Here is a 21,382-nt window from a genome sequence, read left to right on the forward strand (position 1 = left end):
GTCAATGAAGCAACATGGGGCAGCGCCAGTCGAAGGCCCGGGGGCCATGCAGACCGGGGGAGCCTGCACGGCGGGATGAGAGATGATCTACCAGGCAACGGGGAGATGGGCCGGACCGAAAGTCAGCCCTTCGTCTGCCCGCCAGGGGACTTCTGAAGGCGCGACCGCAAGGTGAACGTTGGGGAGCCGTTTGAGCAGGGTGTGCCAGAGCACCTGCAACTCCATCCGGGCGATCTGCTGACCCAGGCAGGCATGAATGCCGCGTCCAAAGCTCATGATGGGCTTCAGCTCACGATCGAAGCGGATCTCGCGGGCCTCGGGGAAAACAGCCGGGTCGTAGTTGGCGGCGTGTGGTACGAGGAACACCACTTCTCCGGCGGGTAGGGTTGTTTCACCCAGTTGGACCGGCTCTCGGGTGATACGCGGTCGGCCCTGCCCGATGGGGGTGATGCGCAGGATCTCTTCAACCGCGTTGGCCCATTGCTCGGGCGAGTCGAGGCGGGCGCGAAGCTGCTCGATCAGGTCGGGGCGTTGTAGTAGAATGAACGCAGAGTTGGTGAAGGTCGTGCTGACCGTTTCAAAGCCCGCGCCGATGAGGGCCATCGCGAACCCATACATCTCGGACTCTTTCATCACCTCGTCTCCCTGCTCATGCGCCCGGATAAGGAGACCAAGCACGTTATCACCCGGGTTCTGCCGCGCCTGCTGGATAATGGGCGTGAGATACTGGGCCAGCTTCATGCCCTGGGCCTGCTTTTCTTCGGTGCTGGCTGTTGTCGAGATCATGATTCGGGCCGATTCGCGGTACAGGTGTTCCTGGGCGCGCGGGACGCCGAGCATCTCACAGAGCACGGTCATCGGGACCTGAAGCGCGTAATCCTCGAACAGGTCAGCGGGAGGGCCGGAGCGCTCCATTGCATCGATCAGCTCATGTGTGACCTCGGTTGCGCGAGGCCGGAGCTTGTTGGCGGCTTGTACCGTGAACGCGGGTGCGACGACGCGGCGGAGCTTGTTGTGTCGTGCATCAGAGACAGAAAAGATCGCCCCTGCCTCTGAATCTTCCACACCGGTCACTTTGCCTGCTTCCAGACGGGGGACATCTCCGTCAGATGCCAGAATCGCGCCACATCTGGGGTTTGCGAAGGCTTGCCCGATCTCGTTATAACGGGTGGGGACAAACGCATCTCCACCATAGGGCATATGAACGCGAGCGACCGGGCTCCGTTCTCGCAGCCGGTCATACTCCTCGGGAAGCTCCAGGCTATGATCTGCGAAGGGAAATGGATATGATGGGAGCTCTACTTGATCGGTCTCATCGGGGCGTGCCAGTTGTTCTTGACTCATTGTGTACTCCAATCTATACGCGCTTCCAGCGCCTGGCTGAAAGAACTGCATGGGTGGATGTAGAATTCGTGTAGCATGCAGGATGGTCATTTATGGGTAACGTTATAGGTCCTCATCATTGGTTTTAAGGATGAGTTGAGAGTGATCGTCTTCCTCTTCTACAACAAAAACCTGAGTGGGACAGGCGTCAACTGCCTGTTGTACCTGCTTCAGAAGTTCCAGGGGAAGGCGCTGCTGAAGCAGTTCCACGACACCATCACTGTCGCGCTGGCTGAAGACCTTGCTACAGGCCAGCACGCAAGACCCACTGGCCGACTGGTCAACGCGGTTACTTTCACGTTTTCCTGGCTTTCCTTTCTCATCTGTCTGGTCGCCTGAGGATTGGAAAGCCTGCCTGTGATGAAGCGTTCGCCTTTTTCACTCAGGGAAGACAACTCGCACAACAGGGAGTGATCGGGTATACTGTATGACATCCATGTCACTTGCTATTGTACTGCCATCTGCTAACTTACGTCAATGGGAGCAAAAAGGAAAATGAATGACATATTTTCTCCGGGATATGAGACGCCGGCGGCCATCAGCTTACGCGAACGCAAGAAACAACTGGTGCAGGCCACGATCGAGGAGACCGCCCTGCGGCTGTTTCAGCAAAAGGGATACGAGCAAACATCGATTCAAGATATCGCGAGTGCTGTGATGATGTCCACTCGAACCTTCTTTCGCTACTTTGCCTCAAAGGAAGAGGTGCTTCTAGGCTCGACGCATGCTGCTCTTCACGACGCGCTTCAGTATCTGCAACAGCTTGCGCCTCTGGAGACGCCGCAGGCCGCGCTACGAGCGACGTTTCTGCATCTGGCGCGCCGCTATCAGGATCAGCGGGCCAGCTTCTTGAGCCGCTATCTGGTGGCGAAGCAAACCCCGTCAATCGCTTCTATCTATCTGTACGCGCTTATGGAGCGGGAGCAGGCAATTGCTGAAGCTCTGCATTCCCGGTTGGAGCCGGCTACAGACCGCATCGAGATCCAATTGCTGGTTGGTATCTATATGACCGCGTTTCGGATCGCCGTTGAGCAATGGCTGAATCAGGGAGCAGAAGGTGAGCTTGCCTCATTGCTGTGTGTATATCTGGATCGCTCTGCGGCGCTGGCTTGCCAGATGTAGAGGCACCTGCTTTCTGCTCCTGTGACGATACACATTCGGTAGGAAGACGCCAGCTCTGCGTGTGAGATGAAACGCGAGTGGACGAGCTACAGTGCTGCGGGGCTCCTCTTGCACCAGGGATCGTGGAAGAGCTGAAACCAGGCGTCATCATGCGGCCTCTGGCTGGTTTCAGGAAAGGATCATGTGACGCGATCCGTTGAACGCACAGGCATTATTTTGTATCTTTCAGGATATGGAGCTGTGAGAGGAGCCAGAGCAATGGGTCTTCCACGTGCAAAGGGTTGGCGATGACGGGTTTGTAGGGATCCTCTACAGGCTTGCCCAGCGCAGACCCGCCAAAATAAGCGTAGGTGTGAAACTCGCTCCGCATGGTCTGGGTAAATTGCGGGCCGATCCATGAAGCAAGCAGGCTGCTTACTTCGGTGCTAATCGATTGTAAGCGCTTCGCTATATCCCCTCCGCTATAGGTTACAGGCCGAAGTAGCGGGGACCCCGAGTAGAGATGAGGCCAGACAAGGTCCATTTTTGTCAGTGTCAGTGCAACAGGAATTTTCACCTTCTCGGAGGGCCGAAGAATGCGCTCGCTCACAAAAGTGTCTTTCAAGAGCAAAGGGTATTCTTCGAGTGCGGCCTGTGTCATTGTGGGGCTGCTCTGCTGTCCAAGCATGTCGCGTACGGTGGTAATAGAGCAAGGATCGATCAAAAAGAGAATACCGTGTACCTGATGCATATATCTTTTGAGCACGGCGCTATCAGAGGTAAAGTCGGCGCCAGAGGTATCAAAAAAGCCCACATTGACCGTTTTTTTTGCGCCATTCCGCTGCTCAAGCGTAAAGCGGAAACTCAGCGGATACTGACCCAGGGGGTCTGTCTCAGCCGATTTTGTGGCGGCAAGTGCTTTTTGCTGCTCGAAAAGGGAGGCATAGGTCTTGTTCCAACGCAGCCTGGCAGGCTCTCCCAGGGGACGAACGGTCATTTTCATGCGAGGGCCAACCTCACGCTGAAGCTGCGTGATAAGGGACGCGAGATAGTGTGTTTTGCCTGACCCCTTGCTTCCAAAGAGCAAAAAGAAATACTGGTCTACCTGCCCTATGTCCTGAGGAAGTTCACTGTGACATCGGGGACAGATGCGTAGTGTTGCCAGTTGTTTGCAGCTATCACAGTACATCCCCGAGAGCATCCGCTTCTTTCCAGGGATCAGGACGCGTCCCATGCGCAGAACATCTTTGCTCCCGCTTACCCGGCTATAGGGGGTATCGGGAATGCGGCCTAAACACCCCGAAAAGGTACAGCGAAAGTATGCTTCGTGTGGGGCAAACGATTCACAGCAAAACGGGCAGAGCCACTTTTTGGCGAAAGGAAACATCTTCTAATTTATCCTCAGCTTATCTTCGTGTGGGTGACAGATATCAATCTCCTGATAGAGCGCGTCATCTTCCAGGAAGAGCTTACAATAGGTTCCCGGCGCCACTTCCTTTATCGGAAGCGGAAACGTGAGCCCTCTTCCATTGATAGATGTTGGCTCAATGCGACAGATCATGGTCCCGTCGGTTTTATGGACCGGAAGCCTATCACGTGTCCCGATCAGGCGGAGCGTGGGCAGGGTCCCTGCTCGGTCCGCGGCGATATGGAGGTGCGGAGTACGTCGCCAGAGGGTTGGCCGCTTGATCTCATAGGTCAGGGTCAGCAGGTCAGTCGGGTGCACATGAAGGCGGACGCCCTGCGCCGGGATCTCTTCCGTGCCCTGTGTCACAAGCGCGGTGATACGGAGGTAATAGTCTGTATCTTTGTCACAGCGCAACTCAAAGTAGCCCAGACGGTCGTACTCGGAACGGCTGACCTTCGTGTGGCTTGAGTACTCATCGTCCAACTCTGGCCAGCGCAACTGATGCGAAGAAACAATCACTTCCTGACAATTCGCGGGCCATTTCCATTGCAAGCGGAGCGCTGTATTCATGTTCTGCCAGCGCACATTCTGGACATCGTCCACGGTGGCAAGGCGATGCTCGGTGCCGATATAGGCCATTTTGTGAAAGAGCACGACCGGCAAATAGTACGTGACTCCCGGGGCGACTTTTGGGTCTACAACGGAATCGGGCTGATCTTCAAGGAGCTGCCCGAGCGTGTAGAGTGTGCTTTCCGCGATAACTTTCTTCTCATAGTGCTGCAAGGTGTGCGTCGACTTCAGAATGATCGCCTTCCCTTTTGCGGGTGGTGTCCAGCGGAGTTCAACCTCGCGCTCCGCTGAGGTGGAGCCGGGGCGCATGTGCATCTCTAAGGAATGAATCGGTGCAGGTGGCGGTTCCGGTATCGCTTTGACGCGCACTCCCGGCGCGGTAGCCAGCCGCCCATGCTGATCTTTGAAACGTGCGTACAGGGCATAGTAGTACGTCTGGTTATTCTGGACATCGCGATCAATGAACGAGGTTTGCGCTGGCACGCATTCGCCGATAACCTCGCCGTCGCTGGCGCTGGTCGGCGGTACATTTTGCTTGCGTACAAGGAGCACGGAGGCCACGTTTTTTGGCGGAACCCAGGACAGTTTGACCTGCTGGTTGCCCACCTCCGCAAAAGCCTGCGTGACGTCTTGTAGCAAGAGTAACGGCTGCTCTAACAACGCACCATTCGCTGAGGGAACTCCCTCGCACTCGGCAAAGATGGCGTAGTAGAGCGGCACGCCTGTTTCGGGCCGACTGTCCTCATAATGAAGCCCCGGCACGGTGTCGAGCACGGTTCCGTCTCTAGATGAATGCGGCTGTGTCAGGCTTTTGCGCACGATTACATACATGACGCCCTCTGTTGAGGATGGTTGCCACGATAAGCTGACGATCCCGCCGCGGGTCTTCGCCTGCAAGTTCGTCGGTGCCATTGGCGGGATGGTTCTGAGCAGGTCACGCGCCTCTTGATAGTCGGGACAAAGCGCGAGGGCCTGGCGACAGAGCGCGATCTTTTCATTGTTGGGGAGGGTAGCGACCGTCGCTCGTTGGAACAACGAACGAACCTTCGAGAGCTCGCCCTGAATCTCGTTGAGTTTCTGGGCGCGGTTTGGCAGGATGGCCGCCGCGGGCCCTTCGAGATATTGTTTCGCCGTAATATATTTTTTCTGATTCAGCAATTGCTGTACATGGGCCTCAACCTTGCGCAACTCAGCGTGCAGGCGCTGTAGCTCGCTTTGAAAGCGCTTGATCTCCTGTGAATAGCGGTCCGCTTTTTTGGGCTGCCAGAGCGTTTTCATTTCGTCCAGGAGTTGTTGCGCCTTCTGCGTATCGCGTTTCTTGAAGAGATCTTGCAGCTCTTGCAAGTGGATCTCGACTAAATAGCGGTTTCCCACAGGAAAGCCACAATGTCCGCATGCATTGGCTTCCGGGCGAATCGTTTCGTTACATTCGGGGCATTGGATAAAGAGCGGTTGGCGGCACTGTGTGCAAAACTTCTGATCTGCCTCATTTAAGGTGTGACAGCCTCCACAGCGTACTTTCTGTGACTTCTCTTCGGCTGGCCGGACATGCACCAGCCATTTATGCGCTTTCGCCTGCTCTTTCAACTGGAAGAGGGCTTCCTGCCGATCCCACCCGGCCTGTTGTGCCTCATTCAGAAAGAGCTCCGTTTGATTGTAGGTGATTTCCTTCTCGACTGACTGGTTGATTTGCTCCTCCAGGACCTTGAACAGGCTGGCGAATTTAAGTTGTCGCAAGCTCTCATCGTATTGCTTGCGCTTGTCCTCGGAAGAGAAGATGTCCTTTGCAGAGCCGGCCAGATCGCTTTTCAGCGTGACTTCCTGCGTCTTTGTGGCGATTTTGGAGACATCTCGATAGAGCTGTTCGGCTTTCTGTTGCAGGATCCTGGTGCTTGTCGTCTCGGGGCAGCCCAGAAGCTCATAGAGGGAAGACATATTGAGATCGTTGAGCTTTCCTGCGATGGCCTTTGCTCTGCTCGGCTCAAGCGCCTGGCGGGTGACCTGCTGCTCCGCGCGAATTGTGACTGTAATGCGATTCCTTATCTCTTGCTCTGGATAGAGATCCTGAAACTCTTTAATGAATTTGTCAATTTCTGTCTGGCTGGCCGACTCTTTCGCGTTAAAAAATTCCAATCGCTTCTCGAACACTTCAACGCGAGCTGCCTGCTGAGAGGCCAGTTCTTTGAGCGCCTCATCCCTCTCCTGAGCCCTCAGCGTGTCGTCTTCCATGACTTTGCGTATCTGGGGAATGAGCTCAAGGTTTCGCTGTGCCTGAGAGGCCTTTTGACCGACTGATAGGCTCTTTTGTCGGCTCCATTCGACTTGCTTTGCTTTCAGGACCTTCACGAACTTGTCGGGATCCCATTCCTCATTAGGGTTGATATCCAGCAACAGGAAGAAGTTTTGTCTTTGGGTCTTTTTTTCAGTGCTCATACTATTTTTTCTACCAAACTTGCAAAATAGAATTCATTGGGTTATTATTGGTACGAAGTTGATTGAATCGGCAGTTCGCTTAAACCTGCAAAGTAAGAAAAGGTTAATGAGTAATGGCTAATAAGATTGTATTTCAGTAAAGCAGTTCTGTCAACTCATATTTCTTGAAATATAGGATATTCTTGCTATTGAGAACTTTTTATGAACAACGAATCAGTATTTATACATTTGCAGGAAGCAGGTGGACACAGAAATAGTTGATAAATACAGCTCAGGGCGAACCTGCATTCTGAGCCCGGAAGAGAGAAGCTAGAATAGAGAGGCTAGGAAGTCAGATCGTATGCTGATAAATCCTTTTATAAATCCCTTCCGCAAGTACACATGCCCTGCCTGTGGAACGGAGTTTTACCCGGGAACCTGCCAGATTGATGCTACCGTGACAACAGGCGGCGACCCGCTGCGGGAGAAGAAGAATAGCTTTTGGGCCCGGCTCTATGTGCCTCCGCTTGTTGGTCCGACGTATGCTTTGAAGCAGGCAAGGCGGCGCTGCCCCGATTGTGGGCATTACTTCCCGTATAACTTTGAGCGCACCCGCAACTATACCATCGCGATTGTCGGGGACGTCTCGGCGGGCAAAAGCCACTATATCGCGGCCTGTATCGATCAACTGAAGAAGTATGGCCTTCAGGTGACAGGCTGTAGCCAGATTATTGGTCTGGATTCCGCCGACGATGATTTTAACAGCAAGTTTTACCGGCCCGTCTTTGTGAATCGCCAGCAGATTCCGCCAACGCAACCGGCCACGAAAGCGAATACGCCGCTGGTATATGAACTGGTGTATCGCCAGAGTTCGACGCTTTTCCCGCCAAAGAGCGTCAATCTGCTCTTTTACGATTCCTCGGGCGAAGATATCGTGCAGCAGGATCGAATGGTGCAGTATAGTTCGTATATCGCTTTCGCCTCTGCGATCATCTTTCTGGCTGATCCGTTGACGATGCCCAATATCGTGAAAGAGCTGCCCAAAAGTATGCAGCCCCGGATTCTGCGTGAACGAAGCTCAACCGAGGTTTTGAACCGCGTGATCCATACATTCCGAATCGCGCATGCCATAAACTCGCAGCGCAAGATCAAGACCCCGATCGCGATCACCGTTTCAAAGTCAGACTTGCTCAAATACGTGATGAAGAAAGAGCGCCAGGAGCCGTTCTTTCTCCAGGATAGCGTGTATACGAATGCGATCAACAGCAACGATTTTGAGAAAATAAATGGCGAGGTGCGGTACATGCTGCAAAAGTATGGGGATTACACGCTTGTGGAGACGAGTGAGGCCTTTAAGAATGTGTCGTACTTCGCTGTCTCCGCGACGGGCTTCCCGCCTGACGCAACAGGGCGCTTCCCGGTCATTGAGCCCAAGCGCTGCCTGGATCCGCTCCTCTGGTGCATGTGGAAACTTGGCATTATTCAGGCGAGCTAGTTTTATAGATCCACTTTGTGGGGAGTGTTTCTATCTTCAGCCAGAGAGTAGATGCTTATGATTGAACAATTATGGTATACATGGTCAACTATCGGTCTGGGTGGAGCGGCTGGTTTTCAGATCAGGGCTGCTTCCGCCGGGCTTGCGAATACGCGAGACATGCATGTCCGGCAATTAGATAAATATTTGCGCTATGAGCTTCCGCCGGGTGTGGATCATTATAATGCAGATCTGACAAATACTCCTCGCTGTCTGGCCTGGCTGAATGCGGATAATCAGCGAATCATTGTGCATAAAGCGTATGTGGGGAAAGATGGCTACGGGCGGCCTGGCGTCTTCTTTTGTCATCTGCTTGCGGGAGTTCCTGAGACCTTTCCGGCCAATGCCATTATTGAGCTCTGGGGATCGCCTTTCTGGCAAACAGCCGAGCCGGAGGGGCATACCTCGACCGAACTTCCGCAGCTTGATGAGGAATTGAGTGGAGTGGCTCAAGGGGAGCTCACGCAGGAGCGGATCCTTGACGTGGTGGACTATTTACCCTCGCTCATCTATGCCTTTTTCTCGTTGAAGGAGTCGCAGAAGATCTACATTGCGGCACGTGATGAGCAGGTGGCAACGCTTATTTTTGGGCTCACCCAAAGCCTTCCGTTCTTGTTGCAGCAGGACCTCACGTTCAGTACCTACGAGACCGATATTGCTGCGTCGCCCGCGCTGATCATTGGCACGGATGCGGCGACACCGGAAGAGCTCCCTCGCGCTTTTCCGCAAACCTATCGAAGCGAGGCGGGCTTTGCTATCAATTGCTGGAAGCCGCCTGTTGTGCTGCCGCCGGGAGAGGCTACGGATTATGCAAACCTCGTGAAGGACTGTTTCCGCAAGGGCGATATTTCGCGCTTTGAAGCGATCCTGCTGGCAGCCCAGGAGAGCCAGGTTCAGGACAAAAAAGCCTTTCTGGACTTTGTCCGTGTTGCGGTTTCTATAGAGAAGAAGAGCCTGACGCGCAATGATGTGTTGAAAGTGCTCAGCGATATCGATCTTGCCAGTTACTATCTGAAGCTGCCGGAAATGCAGGTATATCTGCTTCAAGAGGCGCTGAATGACGCTCTCTGGTGGCAAAGTTACCCTGCTACTTTTATCAAGCAACTGAAACAGTCGTATGGCGTCAGTAAAGCGCGCTTACAAAGATTGGAAGGCGCGCTTGATGATTTTGCTGGATATATCATGCGATATGCGTGCAGATGCTTTGAGAGGCGCAGTACATCTGCTTACTGGTATCAGTTACTCCAGATGCTGGGCATCATTGCGCCTCCCGAACGCAATGCAGAGCCGTGGCGGGCGCTTTTGGAACATCATTCTGCTTTCTTGAGTGCGCATGGTTTGCAGGCGCGGGAATACTGCGGATGGGGAACGTGCCTCGACCTGCTTCAGCGATGGAAGCATCTTCATACGGATATTCCGCTCAATCAGATAAAACCGTGGCTGCCCTTCAATTGGATTGATTTTTACGAGTTTCTGAAGCGTGGTTTTCCTGAAAGCTGGCAGTGTGTAACGCTCAAGGAGTTGCTAGCGTCGTTCTCATACCCGAATCTTCTTGGTACCCTGATCATGGAACATACGCCTGTGTTTTTGCAGGCTACACGGGAGCTCTGGGCGCAACCGGAGAAGCACGTAACCGTATTACGCCTTTTTCAGTATGTTGTGGAGAAAACGCCTCAATATCAGTATCTTTTCCTTACTCCAATTTTACAAGATCCCACACTCGATCAGCGGCAACTGGAAGAGGTGTTAGGTTGCGCAAGGCTTACCGGTGAGCAGGCTGTAGAAGTAGTGAAAAAGCATGATACCGTTTTATTTCAGTTTATAGGTCTTCGATCAGTACAAAACATCTTTTGTTTATACTATAGCAACTTTTTGTATCATTGGAGATATCCCGATGAAAAAGACAGAGAAATTCTCAATACCCTTACCTTGTGTCAACTCACGAACGCGAAGCTGATACAGATGCTAAATGAATTTCAAGTAGTTGATAATCCGCGATGGAATACAGTAAGCACGGAAGCGTTGAAACATAGAATTGCGGAGGATATCAAGTTATATAAGAAATATAATCTCTTAGGACAAAAAGAGTATATACCCTGGCTGTATGATAGGATACTCATGTATGGGATCCAGATGGACACGTCAGAAATGCAAGCTCGTTTAAGTATCGCCGTTGAGTCTTTTGCCCCATATATCACTGGAAAAGGGAAACAGTATGATATGCTCTATAATTTAGCGAGCTATCTTGGAGATTACTATCATGAAAAAGTCACGTCACGTTGTTTCCAGGTATTTACGCAATGTGCTTCAACCTATGCGCAAGAAGTAAGTAAAGATGCAGATCTGTACAGGAGAAAAGTTGAAGCGATCATGGAATGTTTGTTGCTACGCTTCGATGATACCCATCTACAGCAATTTGATGCTGAGATCCTCAAGCTGTTTCGTGGAGATAAAGCCGCTATCGAGTGTTATCGCCGTGTACGAGAAGCACAAAGGAAGAATCAGCCTGAAAAGCGCTGGTACACGAACATTTTCAAGAAGGTGACAGGCTCCATAAAAGCCATTTCACCCGATCGCGTCGACAAAAAACAGCCTGCTCAATCTCAGGCGCTGCAACAACCGGGAACGATGAGTTCGCAACCCGTGCAGCAACCACAGGCGGTGAACTCACAACCTATGCAACAATCCCGGGGAATGACTACCGGCCAAGCTGATGAAGCAATGGTACAGAAGGTAATGCAGTTTAAAGAAATCTATATTGAGTATCGGCTGAAAGAAATAGAGAAGGAAAAAACGAAGCTCTCAAGGATAAACAATAAAAAAGAGTATAAACTACTGGATGAGGAAAAGAAACGCTTGAATAGATTGAGGGATAACCGGGAAAAGGTGATAAGACAGATAGTTGCTGTACATAATGCAGTTTATCACGATCTGCTGCGTGAATCTTACCTGAACGAGGTCGAGTTGAAGATTGAGGGAGAATATGAAAACCTCCGAGAAAACAAGCTAAAGAAAGAAATCAAGCGGCTAGCCTCAAGGTCTGCCCGAGGAATTATTGCTGTGGAACATCCAGATCTCAAAGATGTTCTTTATCTTTTTCTTCGCCTCCGCTTTTTTGAGGCGGTAATGAATAAATATAATGGGTCTCAATTTATAACACTTGAGCAGCGGTATAGTCATATAATCCTGTAAGAGAGAGTAAGAAGCAATGATTACGCCTCATATCTTAGATAAACAGGCTGTACGAGCCGATTTAGAAGAAGCTGCGAATATCGTCAAAGAGAGTGATGAACTGGCGGCTGATCGGCTCAATGAGCTGGCTGATGCGGTTGACGGGGGCAGTTACTCCGATGCCTGGGCCGCCAGCGATATTCATCAGGTCATAAACATTCCTGCAATTGTGCACCATTTCCGTGAGCATGGCGGGAAAGGCTGCTTTGTGGGCTGGATTGAAATGATCCGAAACGTGCTCATTTTGGTGCCACTGATGATCACATGGTACGGCATTTCGGGCGCTATTTCGGCGTATGGAGAGCTGGTACAGGCAGATGAGCGGAAAAGCACGCTCCCATTCATTCTGCTCTGGCAGCAGGGATTCGATGGGCGCCTGAACGGAGTACAGGCTTTCGGGACCATTGCCACGGCTGATTTCATCATTCTGTTCTGCGTGGTGATCCTCACAGTGGTGTCGGCTTACCTCACCTCGTTGAGTCGGCAGAAAAGGGAGGAGGACGCAGACAAACTTGAGCGGCTGCTGATGCATGGACTGGCCGGGGCGCGTCTGTGTCTTACTACCAAAAACTGGACGCAACCAACCAACTTTGTGACGCGCTTTGATCAAGCCATCGATTCATTTAAGCAAGTGGTGGGTGAATTGGTCAAACAGATACAGGAAGAGCGCGATGCACTTGCGAAGTTGGCGACCAGACAGGAGGAAGAGACGAAGCTGTTCAGCACGTTCAAGGGCGAGTTGCAGACCAGCATGACCGGTATCTCTACCTCGGTGAGCCAGCTTCAGAGCACCCTTACCAGCCTGACGGGCGCTGTAGAGCACCTGCAAGGGGATATCACGGTGCTCTCTGAACCGGTCAAGCAGGTAGCGCAACAGCAAGGCATCCTGACGACCAATAGCCAGCAGGTGATCTCGTTGCTGGATGCACAGATCAAGGCGCTGACCCAGATTACAGATCAACATGAGCAGTTGAGCAAGGATCTTCAGGAATCGCTGCGCACACTGGAGACCACGCTTCAGGAGAATAGCAAGCAAGCGGACGATTTTGCCGAAACCATTCAGGAGATCAACAAGAGATATGTTGATTATCTGGATAAGATGCGAGATGAGCACGAAGAGCAAAAAGATCTCTCGAACCGAATCTATGATGCCGCTGAACGCATGGGCAGAACCATAGAACTCCTGGAAGAGTGGAACAACGAGATCAGCGCGGTAAACATCAATATGCATGATATTGTACGCCGTCTGGCAGGGATTGCCCCGAGCAATCCGTAGCAGGGTCTGTTGTAGAAAGGATACAATTGCATGCATAAGTTTGCGACGCGGGATACCGTCCTGCTCAGCGGCTGGCTGTTCGCTGATCTGCTGCTCGGTCTGATGGTCATCTTTCTAGTCTCGATTCCCGGCCTTCCGCCAAAGATCATCCCGCCGCCGAAGCTTGCCGTATCGCCCGCGGTGCTGGAACCGAGCAATCCGAACTGCAAGCCAAGCGGAGATGATATCTACCGCTGTACGGTCTCGCTGAGTGAAACGATAGACTCGATCGGAGACATGACCTGGGAGAGCAGCAACGATATGAGCCCTGCTATTACCTTCTCGCCCGGCTCAGGGTCGTTTTCTCCGGGGCAGACGGCGAAGATAACCATTGATCATATTCCCTGTCAGACGGGCTCCTTTACCTTTAAGGGATCTCGCAGTGCGCAGCCGGTTACCGTTTTCTGGAAGTGCGCGTTATCGCCGGTTATGCTGGACCTTCATTATCAGGTATTCCATGTGCATTTGAGTGACATCGATGGGTTTCTGAACGGCTCTTCGAGCGTGATCAATGACGTCAAACGGCAGGCACGCACGAAGATCCAGGCGCTTCATCACCGGGTCGGACTGGTCATTGCGTATGGCGGTGCTCCTGAGGTCGGGGACATAGCGAGGGCCCAGAGTATCAGCAGGAAAATGTATGACGTGCTGCTTTCTCTGGGACGAGAGAATTTCGCGCCGATGAAGAATGCGACCTCCTATCGGGAGCTCTACAACTTAAACTCGTCCGCCGACGATGTTGAGGTGCACGTCTTCCTCTTCAATCGGTGATCGGGTGCCGGCAAAACAGGAAGCAGTCGAGTGGCTGCTTCCTGTAAGGGAATGCGTCTCAACGCGTGCGGAGAGCGTGGAGTCCACACAACGACGGACTCCACCGGACATTTAGAGGTACAGGCTGCTTCCGCCTGAGCGTTTCTCTGTGATTTCCTGAGCAATAGTACTGAAGGTTTCCGTCAGGCTGTTGAGATCGGTAAAGAGGCTCTGTTCTGTCGAAGAGGCGATTGCTTGCAGGAATGCCTCGTCGGCGGCTCCAAAGCCGACGGCGATCACCTCTATCTGCTCTTTGTGGCAACGCTTCGCTTCCCGTATCGCGGCCTGCTGGTGTAGCCAGACGCCGTCAGCCAGCACGATGGCATAGCGGAGCCCGCGTACATCTTTCAAGAGCCTGTAGATGTGTTTGAAGGGGTGAGCCTTGTTAGAATAGCCAGTGCGGCCAATTTGCAGGTTGCGGATCGCACGATAGAGCTGGCGTTCATCCTGGGTAGCGTTAAGCTCGACAAGCACCGTGTCGGAAAAGGAGATCAAGCCGATGGAGGTGGTTGTTAAATCGCACTGCTGAACAAAGGCCTCCGCAGCCCTCTGGGCCTCTCTGAGGGGCGTTCCACTCATACTGCCGGAAAGGTCGAACGCGAGATAGATCGTCAGGTGCTCGTGGTTGACGGCTGTATGGGCGTCTGGAGATTCGAGGAAGCGCGCGGGAACGTCGGCGGGGACCTCTTGAATGTCCAGCCGGAGCGGAGTCCTCGTCGAACGCTCGATCGCCGACACATTGACCACGCCGTTTTTATCATACGCATAGCTGATATCCAGCGTGACTTCGTCACCCGGCACCGATGGGAACTGATCGAAGACATAGCGTCCCAGATAGACACATTGTTGGGGATCGTCGCTCTCTCCCTGAGTCAGGAAGACCTCCAGTTGTGTATCACCGGAGCGCCGAAGCTTCATTTTGTAGGGGCGCGTCTGCGCTGTGGGGATCGGCAGATTCTTCCGAATCAAGATACTGTTGAGGTAGCGTGAGCGATCCTCGCTGACGGCGATCATGCCCAGACTGTGAGCGATCACGTCGGTGGTGCGTTTGCGGCCAGAGAGCAGGTACACCGTCTGGTTCTGCTGCTCCATCTCCATCGTAGCCTGAATCGCTGCGCCAAGTGCTACCGCCTCATCGGGGTTGATGCCGCCCATTGCGGGCTTTCCCGACATCTGCTTGATGAAGGTGTGGACCATCGGCATGCGGGTTGAGCCACCGACCGGGAGCACGCCAGCCAGATCGCTCCACTGCATCTTTTGCTCTGCCAGAACGCGCTCGGTTAACAGCCTGGTGCGCTCCATTAAATCGCTGGTAAGCTGCTCGAACAGTTCTCGGGTGACGGTATAGGTTCCTGTATGACCGGAGGCGTGCACACGAATATCGGCGCTCTGACGCACAGAGAGTGCATGCTTCAATTTCTCGGCCTGCACGCGCAATTCATTGATATCATCGCCGACGAACTCGCTGTCGAATTCCTGCACGAACTGCTCTTCCAGATAGGCAATCAGGCGGTCGTCCCAGTCCTTGCCGCCAAGATTGTGATCTCCCTCGGTTGCTAAGACGGTCAGATCGTTGGCTGAGATCGAGATGAGCGAGATGTCAAACGTTCCACCGCCCAGATCATAGACCAGCACCCGCTGTTCTCGCTGCGCCGAGCCCGGACGTAAGCCATAAGCCAGCGCGGCAGCCGTCGGCTCACTGATGACCTTCAGGACATGAAGGCCTGCTTGCTCACCAGCCTCAATGGTTGCTTTCCGTTGATTATGAGTAAAGTACGCAGGGACTGTAATCACAGCATCAGTCACTGTCTCTCCGAGGTGTTTTTCTGCCTGCGCTTTCAGGTGTTTCAAGACCAGCGCCGAAAGCGTCGTCGGGGTATAATCCTGACCGGCGAAGGTATAGAGCGCGTACGGGTCGCCCATACTGCGCTTAAAGAACGAGACGACCTCGGGATCACCGGTTGCCTGTCGCTCTTTCGCTTCGTCGCCGACGAGGTATCCGTGAGCATCGAAGGCGACCACTGAAGGAACGGTGGCCTTTCCAAACTCATTCGGGATGATCTCCGGTCGTCCCTGCGGGTTGACGTACGCGACGACGGAGTAGGTGGTTCCTAAATCAATGCCAACAAATGCGCCCAAAGTGTCCCCCTTGTCTTCACTCATCGAAATCGGACAGCTTCAGAGGGCCAGCCATCGACCCTCTGAAGGTTGTGCTCAGGATATGACCACGTTCTTTGCACGGCTTTTCGCTTCCTGGAATTCCTCCTCTGAGATGCCGCGAGAGGTCTGAATGTCGACCTCGATCACGGAATTGCTATCCGGGTGCCGCCCGGTCATATGGAGGCGTCCATCACGCTGAAGCTCAAATGTGACGTCAATACGGGCTCCTTGGGGGAGGCCATACGGGAGATTCAGGACGGCGTTGCCAATTTCCTCGCCAAGGGAGGGATCGTTAACCACAGCCGTTGAGTATGTGTTTTCGATTACCTGGAGTTCGACCGTTTCTTGATTCGCCTCTGCGGTTCGATAGGAACGCGTTTTGTGCGCTGGCAGGGGGTCATTGACGAGCACGATGTTCGAGATGACCTCTCGGTTGGTTGCAGGGTCTGTAGCGATAATGCCGAAGCTGTGGCTTGCAACGTTGGTCACCTTCATGTCCAGTGCTTTTTTCGCGGAACCCAGCACAAGCCCCTGCTCCTCCGCGACCTGACGCACTGCCTGATCCACAAGTGTCTGATCGACTGCCTCAACGTCGACCTGTTCGGTGGCGGTGCCCGTCATATCGGCAATCGCGGTCTTAATCTTCTCGCCGAGCAACAGCTTATAGCCGTAGAGCGCGGCCCCTTTGGCAACTGCCTGATCAGGATCGAAGATGCGCTGATGAATATCGAACTCAGCCGTGAGCCGTTGTGCAACCTGAGGCATACGGGTCGAGCCACCAACAAGGAGGATCTCGTCAATGCGGCCATACCCACGTGATCGGGCCTCATCCATGCAACTTTTCGTGAAGTCAATGGTGCGCTCAAGCAGATCGGCAGTCAGATTATTGAATGTCTCTCGCGAGAGAACCACCTTTTCACGTTGTCCGGCATGCACGATCGCAATCGTTGTTTCCTGGCGGGCGGTGAGCGTTTTCTTGGCATCTTCTGCCTTACCCCAGAGATCTTGCAGGGTTTCTTCAGAGTTCAGCGGGTCATCAGAAGAGCCGGTCTGCTGCTTCCATTGCTCGGCAAGATACTGCACAATGGCTTCATCCCAGTTGCGCCCACCAAGATTGTGGTCGCCACCCGTGGCGATAACCGTGATTGCGCTGTCTTTGATATCAATCACCGTCACATCGAACGTGCCCCCGCCCAGGTCATAGACCAGGACGGTCTTATTATCTTCTTCCTGCAAGCCATACATAATGGCAGCGGCGGTCGGCTCGTTAATGATCTCGCGCACGTTCAGGCCCGCAAGCTCACCGGCTTTCGCGGTTGCATCGCGCTGCGCAATACCGAAATAGGCGGGGCAGGTAATGACGACATCTTTCACTGGCTGCCCGAGATACTCGGACGCGTCATCTGTCAGCTTCCGTAATATATAGGAAGAGATTTCCTCGGGGCTATACTCAATACCTTCGTGGATGAAGCGCCAGTGGGGGTCTCCCATTTGCCGTTTCACCATCTCAACCACTTCACCGGGGGCCAGCACAGCGCTGTTCTTTGCCTCTTTTCCCACGATGCGTTCGCCTCCCGCGAACTGGACAACTGACGGCGTTGTAGGGTCTCCCTCGCGATTCGGGATCACCACCGCTTTTCCGTACTCATCCACATATGCGATACAGGAATATGTCGTTCCTAAGTCGATGCCAAAGACTGTCTCTTGACCCTTCACAAACTCTCTCCTTATTTCTTGTGTGACCCTCTTGCTACCCACAGTGCTGGCATGTGCGTGCTATCCTTCTGTGTGCAGGGATGCATCAAATTTGTACGTATCTACCATTTCAGGACGTAATACTTTTTCTTCATAAAGGAACCCTTTGCGCACCCTGCGTGCAATATGCTTATCGAGCGAAGGGTCCGCAGTGGGAATGACTTTCACGACCCGCTGCTTGCTTGCGACGAACGTCGGCTCATCGAGCTGGAAGGATTCAACCCCATTCCGATGCAGAATCTCCTCGGTGGATTCCAGGAAGGAGTGAAAGAGAGGAAGAGCGCTCTCGTGTTCCTGCTGGACATTCGGGCTTTCGAGCAGCCTGGAGAGGTCATCGTACATAGCGATCAGGTCGAGCAAAAGCGGGCGGAGAATTTTAAAATGCAGGCCGGCCCGATAATCCTGTAACTCGCTGTGGAGGCTGTCGATCAACTGACCTTTACTGGCATCATATTTCAGCTTGGTATCGAAGTCTCTCCTGAGCCCTTGCATCTCCGTCTGAAGGTCGCGCAACTGAGCAAGAACGTGCTCGGCCAGAGCGGCGGGAGCCTGATTGTCCTCCGGGGTCACTCCGGGATTGGGTTCATCTGGTTGGGGTTCCTGCGTTTTGAAATCGGCGCTCTCGTCCGGGCTGTGCGGTGTTTCGGAGACATAGGACTTCTCGTCAATTTCTTCCATACAAATTACGTCCTCTACATGCTTGTTTGGCTATTGCCGCTTTATCAACGGGATAGGATCTCTCTGAAAAAGAGCGAGAAACATGTTATAGAAAAGATGATAGGAGAACCTCTTTGAATTTCCTGTGATGTAGACACGCTGGTATTATCAGGCTCTCTGCTGGCAGATGGGTCTTGACCACTATTTATTAGTATATTCCTGCATAACGATACTGTCAATATATCTTGCTTATTTTGTATAGATTTCCTAATCCAAATAAAACAGGAAGTGTTATGAGAAGAATGCGGTGATGGGTGAGTCGCGATGTAGAGCCGCATCACGCCCTATTGGAAGGTTATCCTCCTGTTGTATGTAGCGACTCGGCGGATGGTGTTAGAGGGTTTTCATGCTTGCTCGCTTCCAGTATTTGTGCAGGTAGGCCTGTCGTTGCTGATCGGTCTTCTGAGAAAAGCAGCAGTGCTCATGCCGATCTACTCCTGAAAAAGTTTGTAGAAACGTATGTTCTGTATTTCTTCCCTATTATAAGGAAAGAAAAGGAGAAAGTAAAGAAGGAAGGGAGAAATGTGTAGAGGGAAGAAGGAGTCTTCTTTAGAAAAAGGTCTGCTTTCTCTTCTCCTGCATCGAGATATTCTGAAGAAAAAAGATGTTGCATCAAATCTTAACGGTACATTCTCTCTATGCAAGCTGTTCATGCTTTGATGATGTGATTGGCATACTGGCATTTCGTAGGCTGACACCGAGGCAAAAGGTCTCTAGCGGATATTTCAGGTGTTGCCAGTTATATCTGGAAGGTAGCTTGTTGTTGCCAGATGTTTGTTTCATTCCTTCTATTCATGTTCCATTATTTTATATAGAGAAAAAGATAGGCGCTCCTAAAAAGAGGTAGAATGTCAATAGAACGAATATTCCACAATATATATATTGTACTCCTGGAATGAAATATGATACATTGCATATTATAAAGGAGATATATGGTTACGATGAATGTTAGATATTCTTTTCTTTCCTTTTGAAGGTATCAAGCAGCTAACGAATGCTTTCTGAATGCGCTCTTATGCCAGGAGGAGTATCATGAGCTTTCGTCCAGAAGAGGGCATCCGGCGCTTAAACGAACTATTGCAAGAAAGATATACACAAATACCTGATGAATACTATATTCTTGCAACAAGGTTGAGAGAGAACCGTGAAAACGCTCTCAAATTTGGTGATGACCCGGAGAGCCGAAAAGAGCGGACACAGATTATGTATGCATTGCACCTCTTTTCAATGGAGAAAGTCGGAGTGCCATTTGCTAATCTCTGTGAGGAGGCGATGCTTCACAGCGGGAGGGAAAGCAATTGTCTGCGAACAACCAGTTGCTTGGTACCGGGAAGCGGTGGGCGGTCCTGGTCGGCGTCGGGCGCTATCAGGAGTCTAAATATGACGCATTGCCTGTCTGTGTTACCGACGTGGGCAAGATCGCGAGCCAGCTCTATGAGAATGGAAGCGGATTTACCGAGAAAAGTATTGTAACACTGGTCGATGCGGGAAAGCGCTCACCAACTCGTGAGGCGATCCTGACCTGTGTCAAGCGTGTCGCGGAACAGGCCGAGGAAAATGATCTCCTCCTTTTCTACTATAGTGGACATGGTGATCTCGAAAATGATGAGGGCTATCTAATCACTTCTGATAGCGTGCAGAATCGCTTGAGCGAGACGGCAGTTCCAGTCGCACAGCTCGAAGATATCCTCAAAGCATCGCGAGCAAAAGCAAAGCTGATGATTCTCGATGCCTGTCATGCGGGGGTGAAACTCTTGAGCAAGGCTGCGAAGGGGTTGCATCCGAAGTTTATCAAGCGTGTTTTTGAGCGGGCGCAGGGGATGGCTGTGCTGGCCTCATGTGGACAACATCAACGAAGCTTTGTCTGGGAGGAGAAACAGTGTAGCGTCTATACCTATTTTCTGATCGAGGCCCTGCAAGGGAAGGCGGATCGTGAGGGAAAGGGCTTCGTGACGGTAACCGACATTAACGAGCATGTGACCAATCGTCTGGCGGCGTGGTCTGAGCACAACAACGAGGTGCAGACGCCGACCATCCAGCTTAGCGGATGCGGCGATATGATTGTGACCTATTACCGGAATGAGCATGTACCGAAGGCGCGATCAACTGAGGCTGAACCGGCAACGCCAGGCTCTGTGCCTGCCCCTCCGACCTCCTGGAAGGAATGCGAGTCTGTGCTTGTGCGTGGTGAGTCCTATGTGCTGGATCCGAAGACGGTTCAGGAACAGGCCGCTCCTGATGAGAGTGCGGTGCTGCGGACTGCGCGGGCTCTCCATAAGAAGTCGGGAAATAGAGTTACTCTTAAGCAAGCAGTTATTTTTGAGGAAACAAAGGCTTCAAATTCTTTTGCGGAGATTGTCAGGAAAGAATGGCGTCTTGCGCAACGGCTTGCACAATTTCGGGAGTTCCCGCGTGTGGTGCTGGAAGAGGGGGTCCTTGACGCTTCGCGTTCGCCCACTCTGGTGTATGAGGCATGGACTGGTCCCACGCTGAGGGAGCTTTTTGAGCGCTCGGGCGGGTCACTGACACTGTTAGAGACGACTGCGCTGGTGCGATGCATGCTCTCGATCTGCGAGATGCTGGCGCGCCTGCACGATCAGCTCTGTTCTCATCGGGCATTGACCGCCGATACTATCATTTTGCTGCATGGTGACACGAAGCGCCCGGTTCTGCGTGACTTTGGGCTTGCCGCACAATGGCCTCGTGCCGGGAAAGAGGTGGTGCCCATCAGGGCGCCAGAGCAGCGCTATAGCGCGTTAGGATACGCTTTACCGGGGCTGCGGACAGATATCTATCAACTGGGGGTAATTCTGTATACGCTGATAACCGGGCAGCCGTTCTCAACCTCCAGTGCGGCAATGAGTGTGTTGCCAGCTTCGTATGTGCCGGCGATTCAGAGGGCGGTTGCGCCATTGCCAAAGGATCGCTGGCGTACCATCGGAGGGTTTGCTGCCGCACTGAGAAGCACGTTAGCAAAGAGGTGAGC

Annotated in this window: 14 protein-coding genes; 6 read left to right on the forward strand and 8 right to left on the reverse strand. The window is 52.6% G+C overall.

Annotation, left to right across the window (positions count from 1 at the left end; translation table 11 throughout):
- Positions 1-87 precede the first annotated feature (87 nt).
- Together EI42_RS16865 and EI42_RS16870 are read right to left on the reverse strand one after the other, a co-directional pair.
- On the reverse strand, positions 88-1,344 hold the full coding sequence (locus EI42_RS16865) for a cytochrome P450 (protein WP_246046552.1): 1,257 nt from the start codon (positions 1,342-1,344) through the stop codon (positions 88-90).
- 102 nt (positions 1,345-1,446) lie between these two features.
- Positions 1,447-1,641: a 4Fe-4S domain-containing protein gene (locus tag EI42_RS16870; protein ID WP_111323792.1), complete on the reverse strand. Its 195-nt coding sequence runs from the start codon at positions 1,639-1,641 to the stop codon at positions 1,447-1,449.
- 237 nt (positions 1,642-1,878) lie between these two features.
- On the opposite strand from EI42_RS16870, the gene EI42_RS16875 reads away from it, so the two are divergent.
- The gene (locus tag EI42_RS16875) at positions 1,879-2,505 is read left to right on the forward strand and encodes a TetR family transcriptional regulator (protein ID WP_111323793.1); all 627 of its coding nucleotides are present in this window, start codon (positions 1,879-1,881) and stop codon (positions 2,503-2,505) included.
- Positions 2,506-2,716: 211 nt separating this feature from the next.
- Here the strand turns inward: EI42_RS16875 and EI42_RS16880 are convergent, their stop codons facing one another.
- Both EI42_RS16880 and EI42_RS16885 read right to left on the reverse strand, forming a co-directional pair.
- The gene (locus EI42_RS16880; RefSeq protein WP_111323794.1) at positions 2,717-3,871 is read right to left on the reverse strand and encodes a TRAFAC clade GTPase domain-containing protein; all 1,155 of its coding nucleotides are present in this window, start codon (positions 3,869-3,871) and stop codon (positions 2,717-2,719) included.
- Between the two features lie 3 nt (positions 3,872-3,874).
- Positions 3,875-6,895, reverse strand: a complete 3,021-nt coding sequence (locus tag EI42_RS16885; protein ID WP_111323795.1) for a zinc ribbon domain-containing protein — start codon at positions 6,893-6,895, stop codon at positions 3,875-3,877.
- 340 nt (positions 6,896-7,235) lie between these two features.
- Between EI42_RS16885 and EI42_RS16890 the strand changes: the two genes are divergently transcribed.
- The 4 genes from EI42_RS16890 to EI42_RS16905 are packed head-to-tail and all read left to right on the forward strand — an operon-like array spanning position 7,236 to position 13,725.
- The gene (locus EI42_RS16890) at positions 7,236-8,369 is read left to right on the forward strand and encodes a TRAFAC clade GTPase domain-containing protein (RefSeq protein ID WP_111323796.1); all 1,134 of its coding nucleotides are present in this window, start codon (positions 7,236-7,238) and stop codon (positions 8,367-8,369) included.
- Between the two features lie 57 nt (positions 8,370-8,426).
- Positions 8,427-11,600 carry a GAP1-N2 domain-containing protein gene (locus EI42_RS16895; RefSeq protein ID WP_111323797.1) on the forward strand — a complete coding sequence of 1,058 codons (3,174 nt, stop codon included), beginning with the start codon at positions 8,427-8,429 and terminating at the stop codon, positions 11,598-11,600.
- A gap of 16 nt (positions 11,601-11,616) precedes the next feature.
- A complete protein-coding gene (locus EI42_RS16900; protein ID WP_111323798.1) occupies positions 11,617-12,915 on the forward strand; it encodes a hypothetical protein in 1,299 nt (432 codons plus the stop codon).
- A gap of 30 nt (positions 12,916-12,945) precedes the next feature.
- Complete coding sequence (locus EI42_RS16905) at positions 12,946-13,725, forward strand: hypothetical protein (RefSeq protein WP_111323799.1); 780 nt, start codon at positions 12,946-12,948, stop codon at positions 13,723-13,725.
- A gap of 111 nt (positions 13,726-13,836) precedes the next feature.
- On the opposite strand, the gene EI42_RS16910 is transcribed toward EI42_RS16905, so the two are convergent.
- The 4 genes from EI42_RS16910 to EI42_RS33345 all read right to left on the reverse strand — a co-directional run bounded on the left by EI42_RS16910 (position 13,837) and on the right by EI42_RS33345 (position 19,179).
- Positions 13,837-15,903 (reverse strand): Hsp70 family protein, encoded by a 2,067-nt coding sequence (locus EI42_RS16910; RefSeq protein ID WP_170142698.1) that lies wholly within the window; start codon positions 15,901-15,903, stop codon positions 13,837-13,839.
- Between the two features lie 75 nt (positions 15,904-15,978).
- Positions 15,979-17,640 carry an Hsp70 family protein gene (locus EI42_RS16915; protein ID WP_170142699.1) on the reverse strand — a complete coding sequence of 554 codons (1,662 nt, stop codon included), beginning with the start codon at positions 17,638-17,640 and terminating at the stop codon, positions 15,979-15,981.
- Positions 17,641-17,700: 60 nt separating this feature from the next.
- On the reverse strand, positions 17,701-18,357 hold the full coding sequence (grpE, locus tag EI42_RS16920; protein WP_111323802.1) for a nucleotide exchange factor GrpE: 657 nt from the start codon (positions 18,355-18,357) through the stop codon (positions 17,701-17,703).
- A gap of 675 nt (positions 18,358-19,032) precedes the next feature.
- Complete coding sequence (locus EI42_RS33345; protein ID WP_211326219.1) at positions 19,033-19,179, reverse strand: hypothetical protein; 147 nt, start codon at positions 19,177-19,179, stop codon at positions 19,033-19,035.
- 515 nt (positions 19,180-19,694) lie between these two features.
- On the opposite strand from EI42_RS33345, the gene EI42_RS16925 reads away from it, so the two are divergent.
- Positions 19,695-21,380: a caspase family protein gene (locus EI42_RS16925; RefSeq protein ID WP_111323803.1), complete on the forward strand. Its 1,686-nt coding sequence runs from the start codon at positions 19,695-19,697 to the stop codon at positions 21,378-21,380.
- Positions 21,381-21,382: the final 2 nt, after the last annotated feature.

Source organism: Thermosporothrix hazakensis, from assembly GCF_003253565.1.
GTDB lineage: Bacteria > Chloroflexota > Ktedonobacteria > Ktedonobacterales > Ktedonobacteraceae > Thermosporothrix > Thermosporothrix hazakensis.

Excerpts from the sequence above, each read along its gene's own strand:
- EI42_RS16865 (WP_246046552.1), bottom strand. The coding sequence starts at position 1,344 with ATGAGTCAAGAACAACTGGCACGCCCCGATGAGACCGATCAAGTAGAG.
- EI42_RS16900 (WP_111323798.1), top strand. The coding sequence starts at position 11,617 with ATGATTACGCCTCATATCTTAGATAAACAGGCTGTACGAGCCGATTTA.
- EI42_RS16885 (WP_111323795.1), bottom strand. The coding sequence starts at position 6,895 with ATGAGCACTGAAAAAAAGACCCAAAGACAAAACTTCTTCCTGTTGCTG.
- EI42_RS16875 (WP_111323793.1), top strand. The coding sequence starts at position 1,879 with ATGAATGACATATTTTCTCCGGGATATGAGACGCCGGCGGCCATCAGC.
- EI42_RS16890 (WP_111323796.1), top strand. The coding sequence starts at position 7,236 with ATGCTGATAAATCCTTTTATAAATCCCTTCCGCAAGTACACATGCCCT.
- EI42_RS16880 (WP_111323794.1), bottom strand. The coding sequence starts at position 3,871 with ATGTTTCCTTTCGCCAAAAAGTGGCTCTGCCCGTTTTGCTGTGAATCG.
- grpE (WP_111323802.1), bottom strand. The coding sequence starts at position 18,357 with ATGGAAGAAATTGACGAGAAGTCCTATGTCTCCGAAACACCGCACAGC.
- EI42_RS16895 (WP_111323797.1), top strand. The coding sequence starts at position 8,427 with ATGATTGAACAATTATGGTATACATGGTCAACTATCGGTCTGGGTGGA.
- EI42_RS33345 (WP_211326219.1), bottom strand. The coding sequence starts at position 19,179 with ATGAAACAAACATCTGGCAACAACAAGCTACCTTCCAGATATAACTGG.
- EI42_RS16905 (WP_111323799.1), top strand. The coding sequence starts at position 12,946 with ATGCATAAGTTTGCGACGCGGGATACCGTCCTGCTCAGCGGCTGGCTG.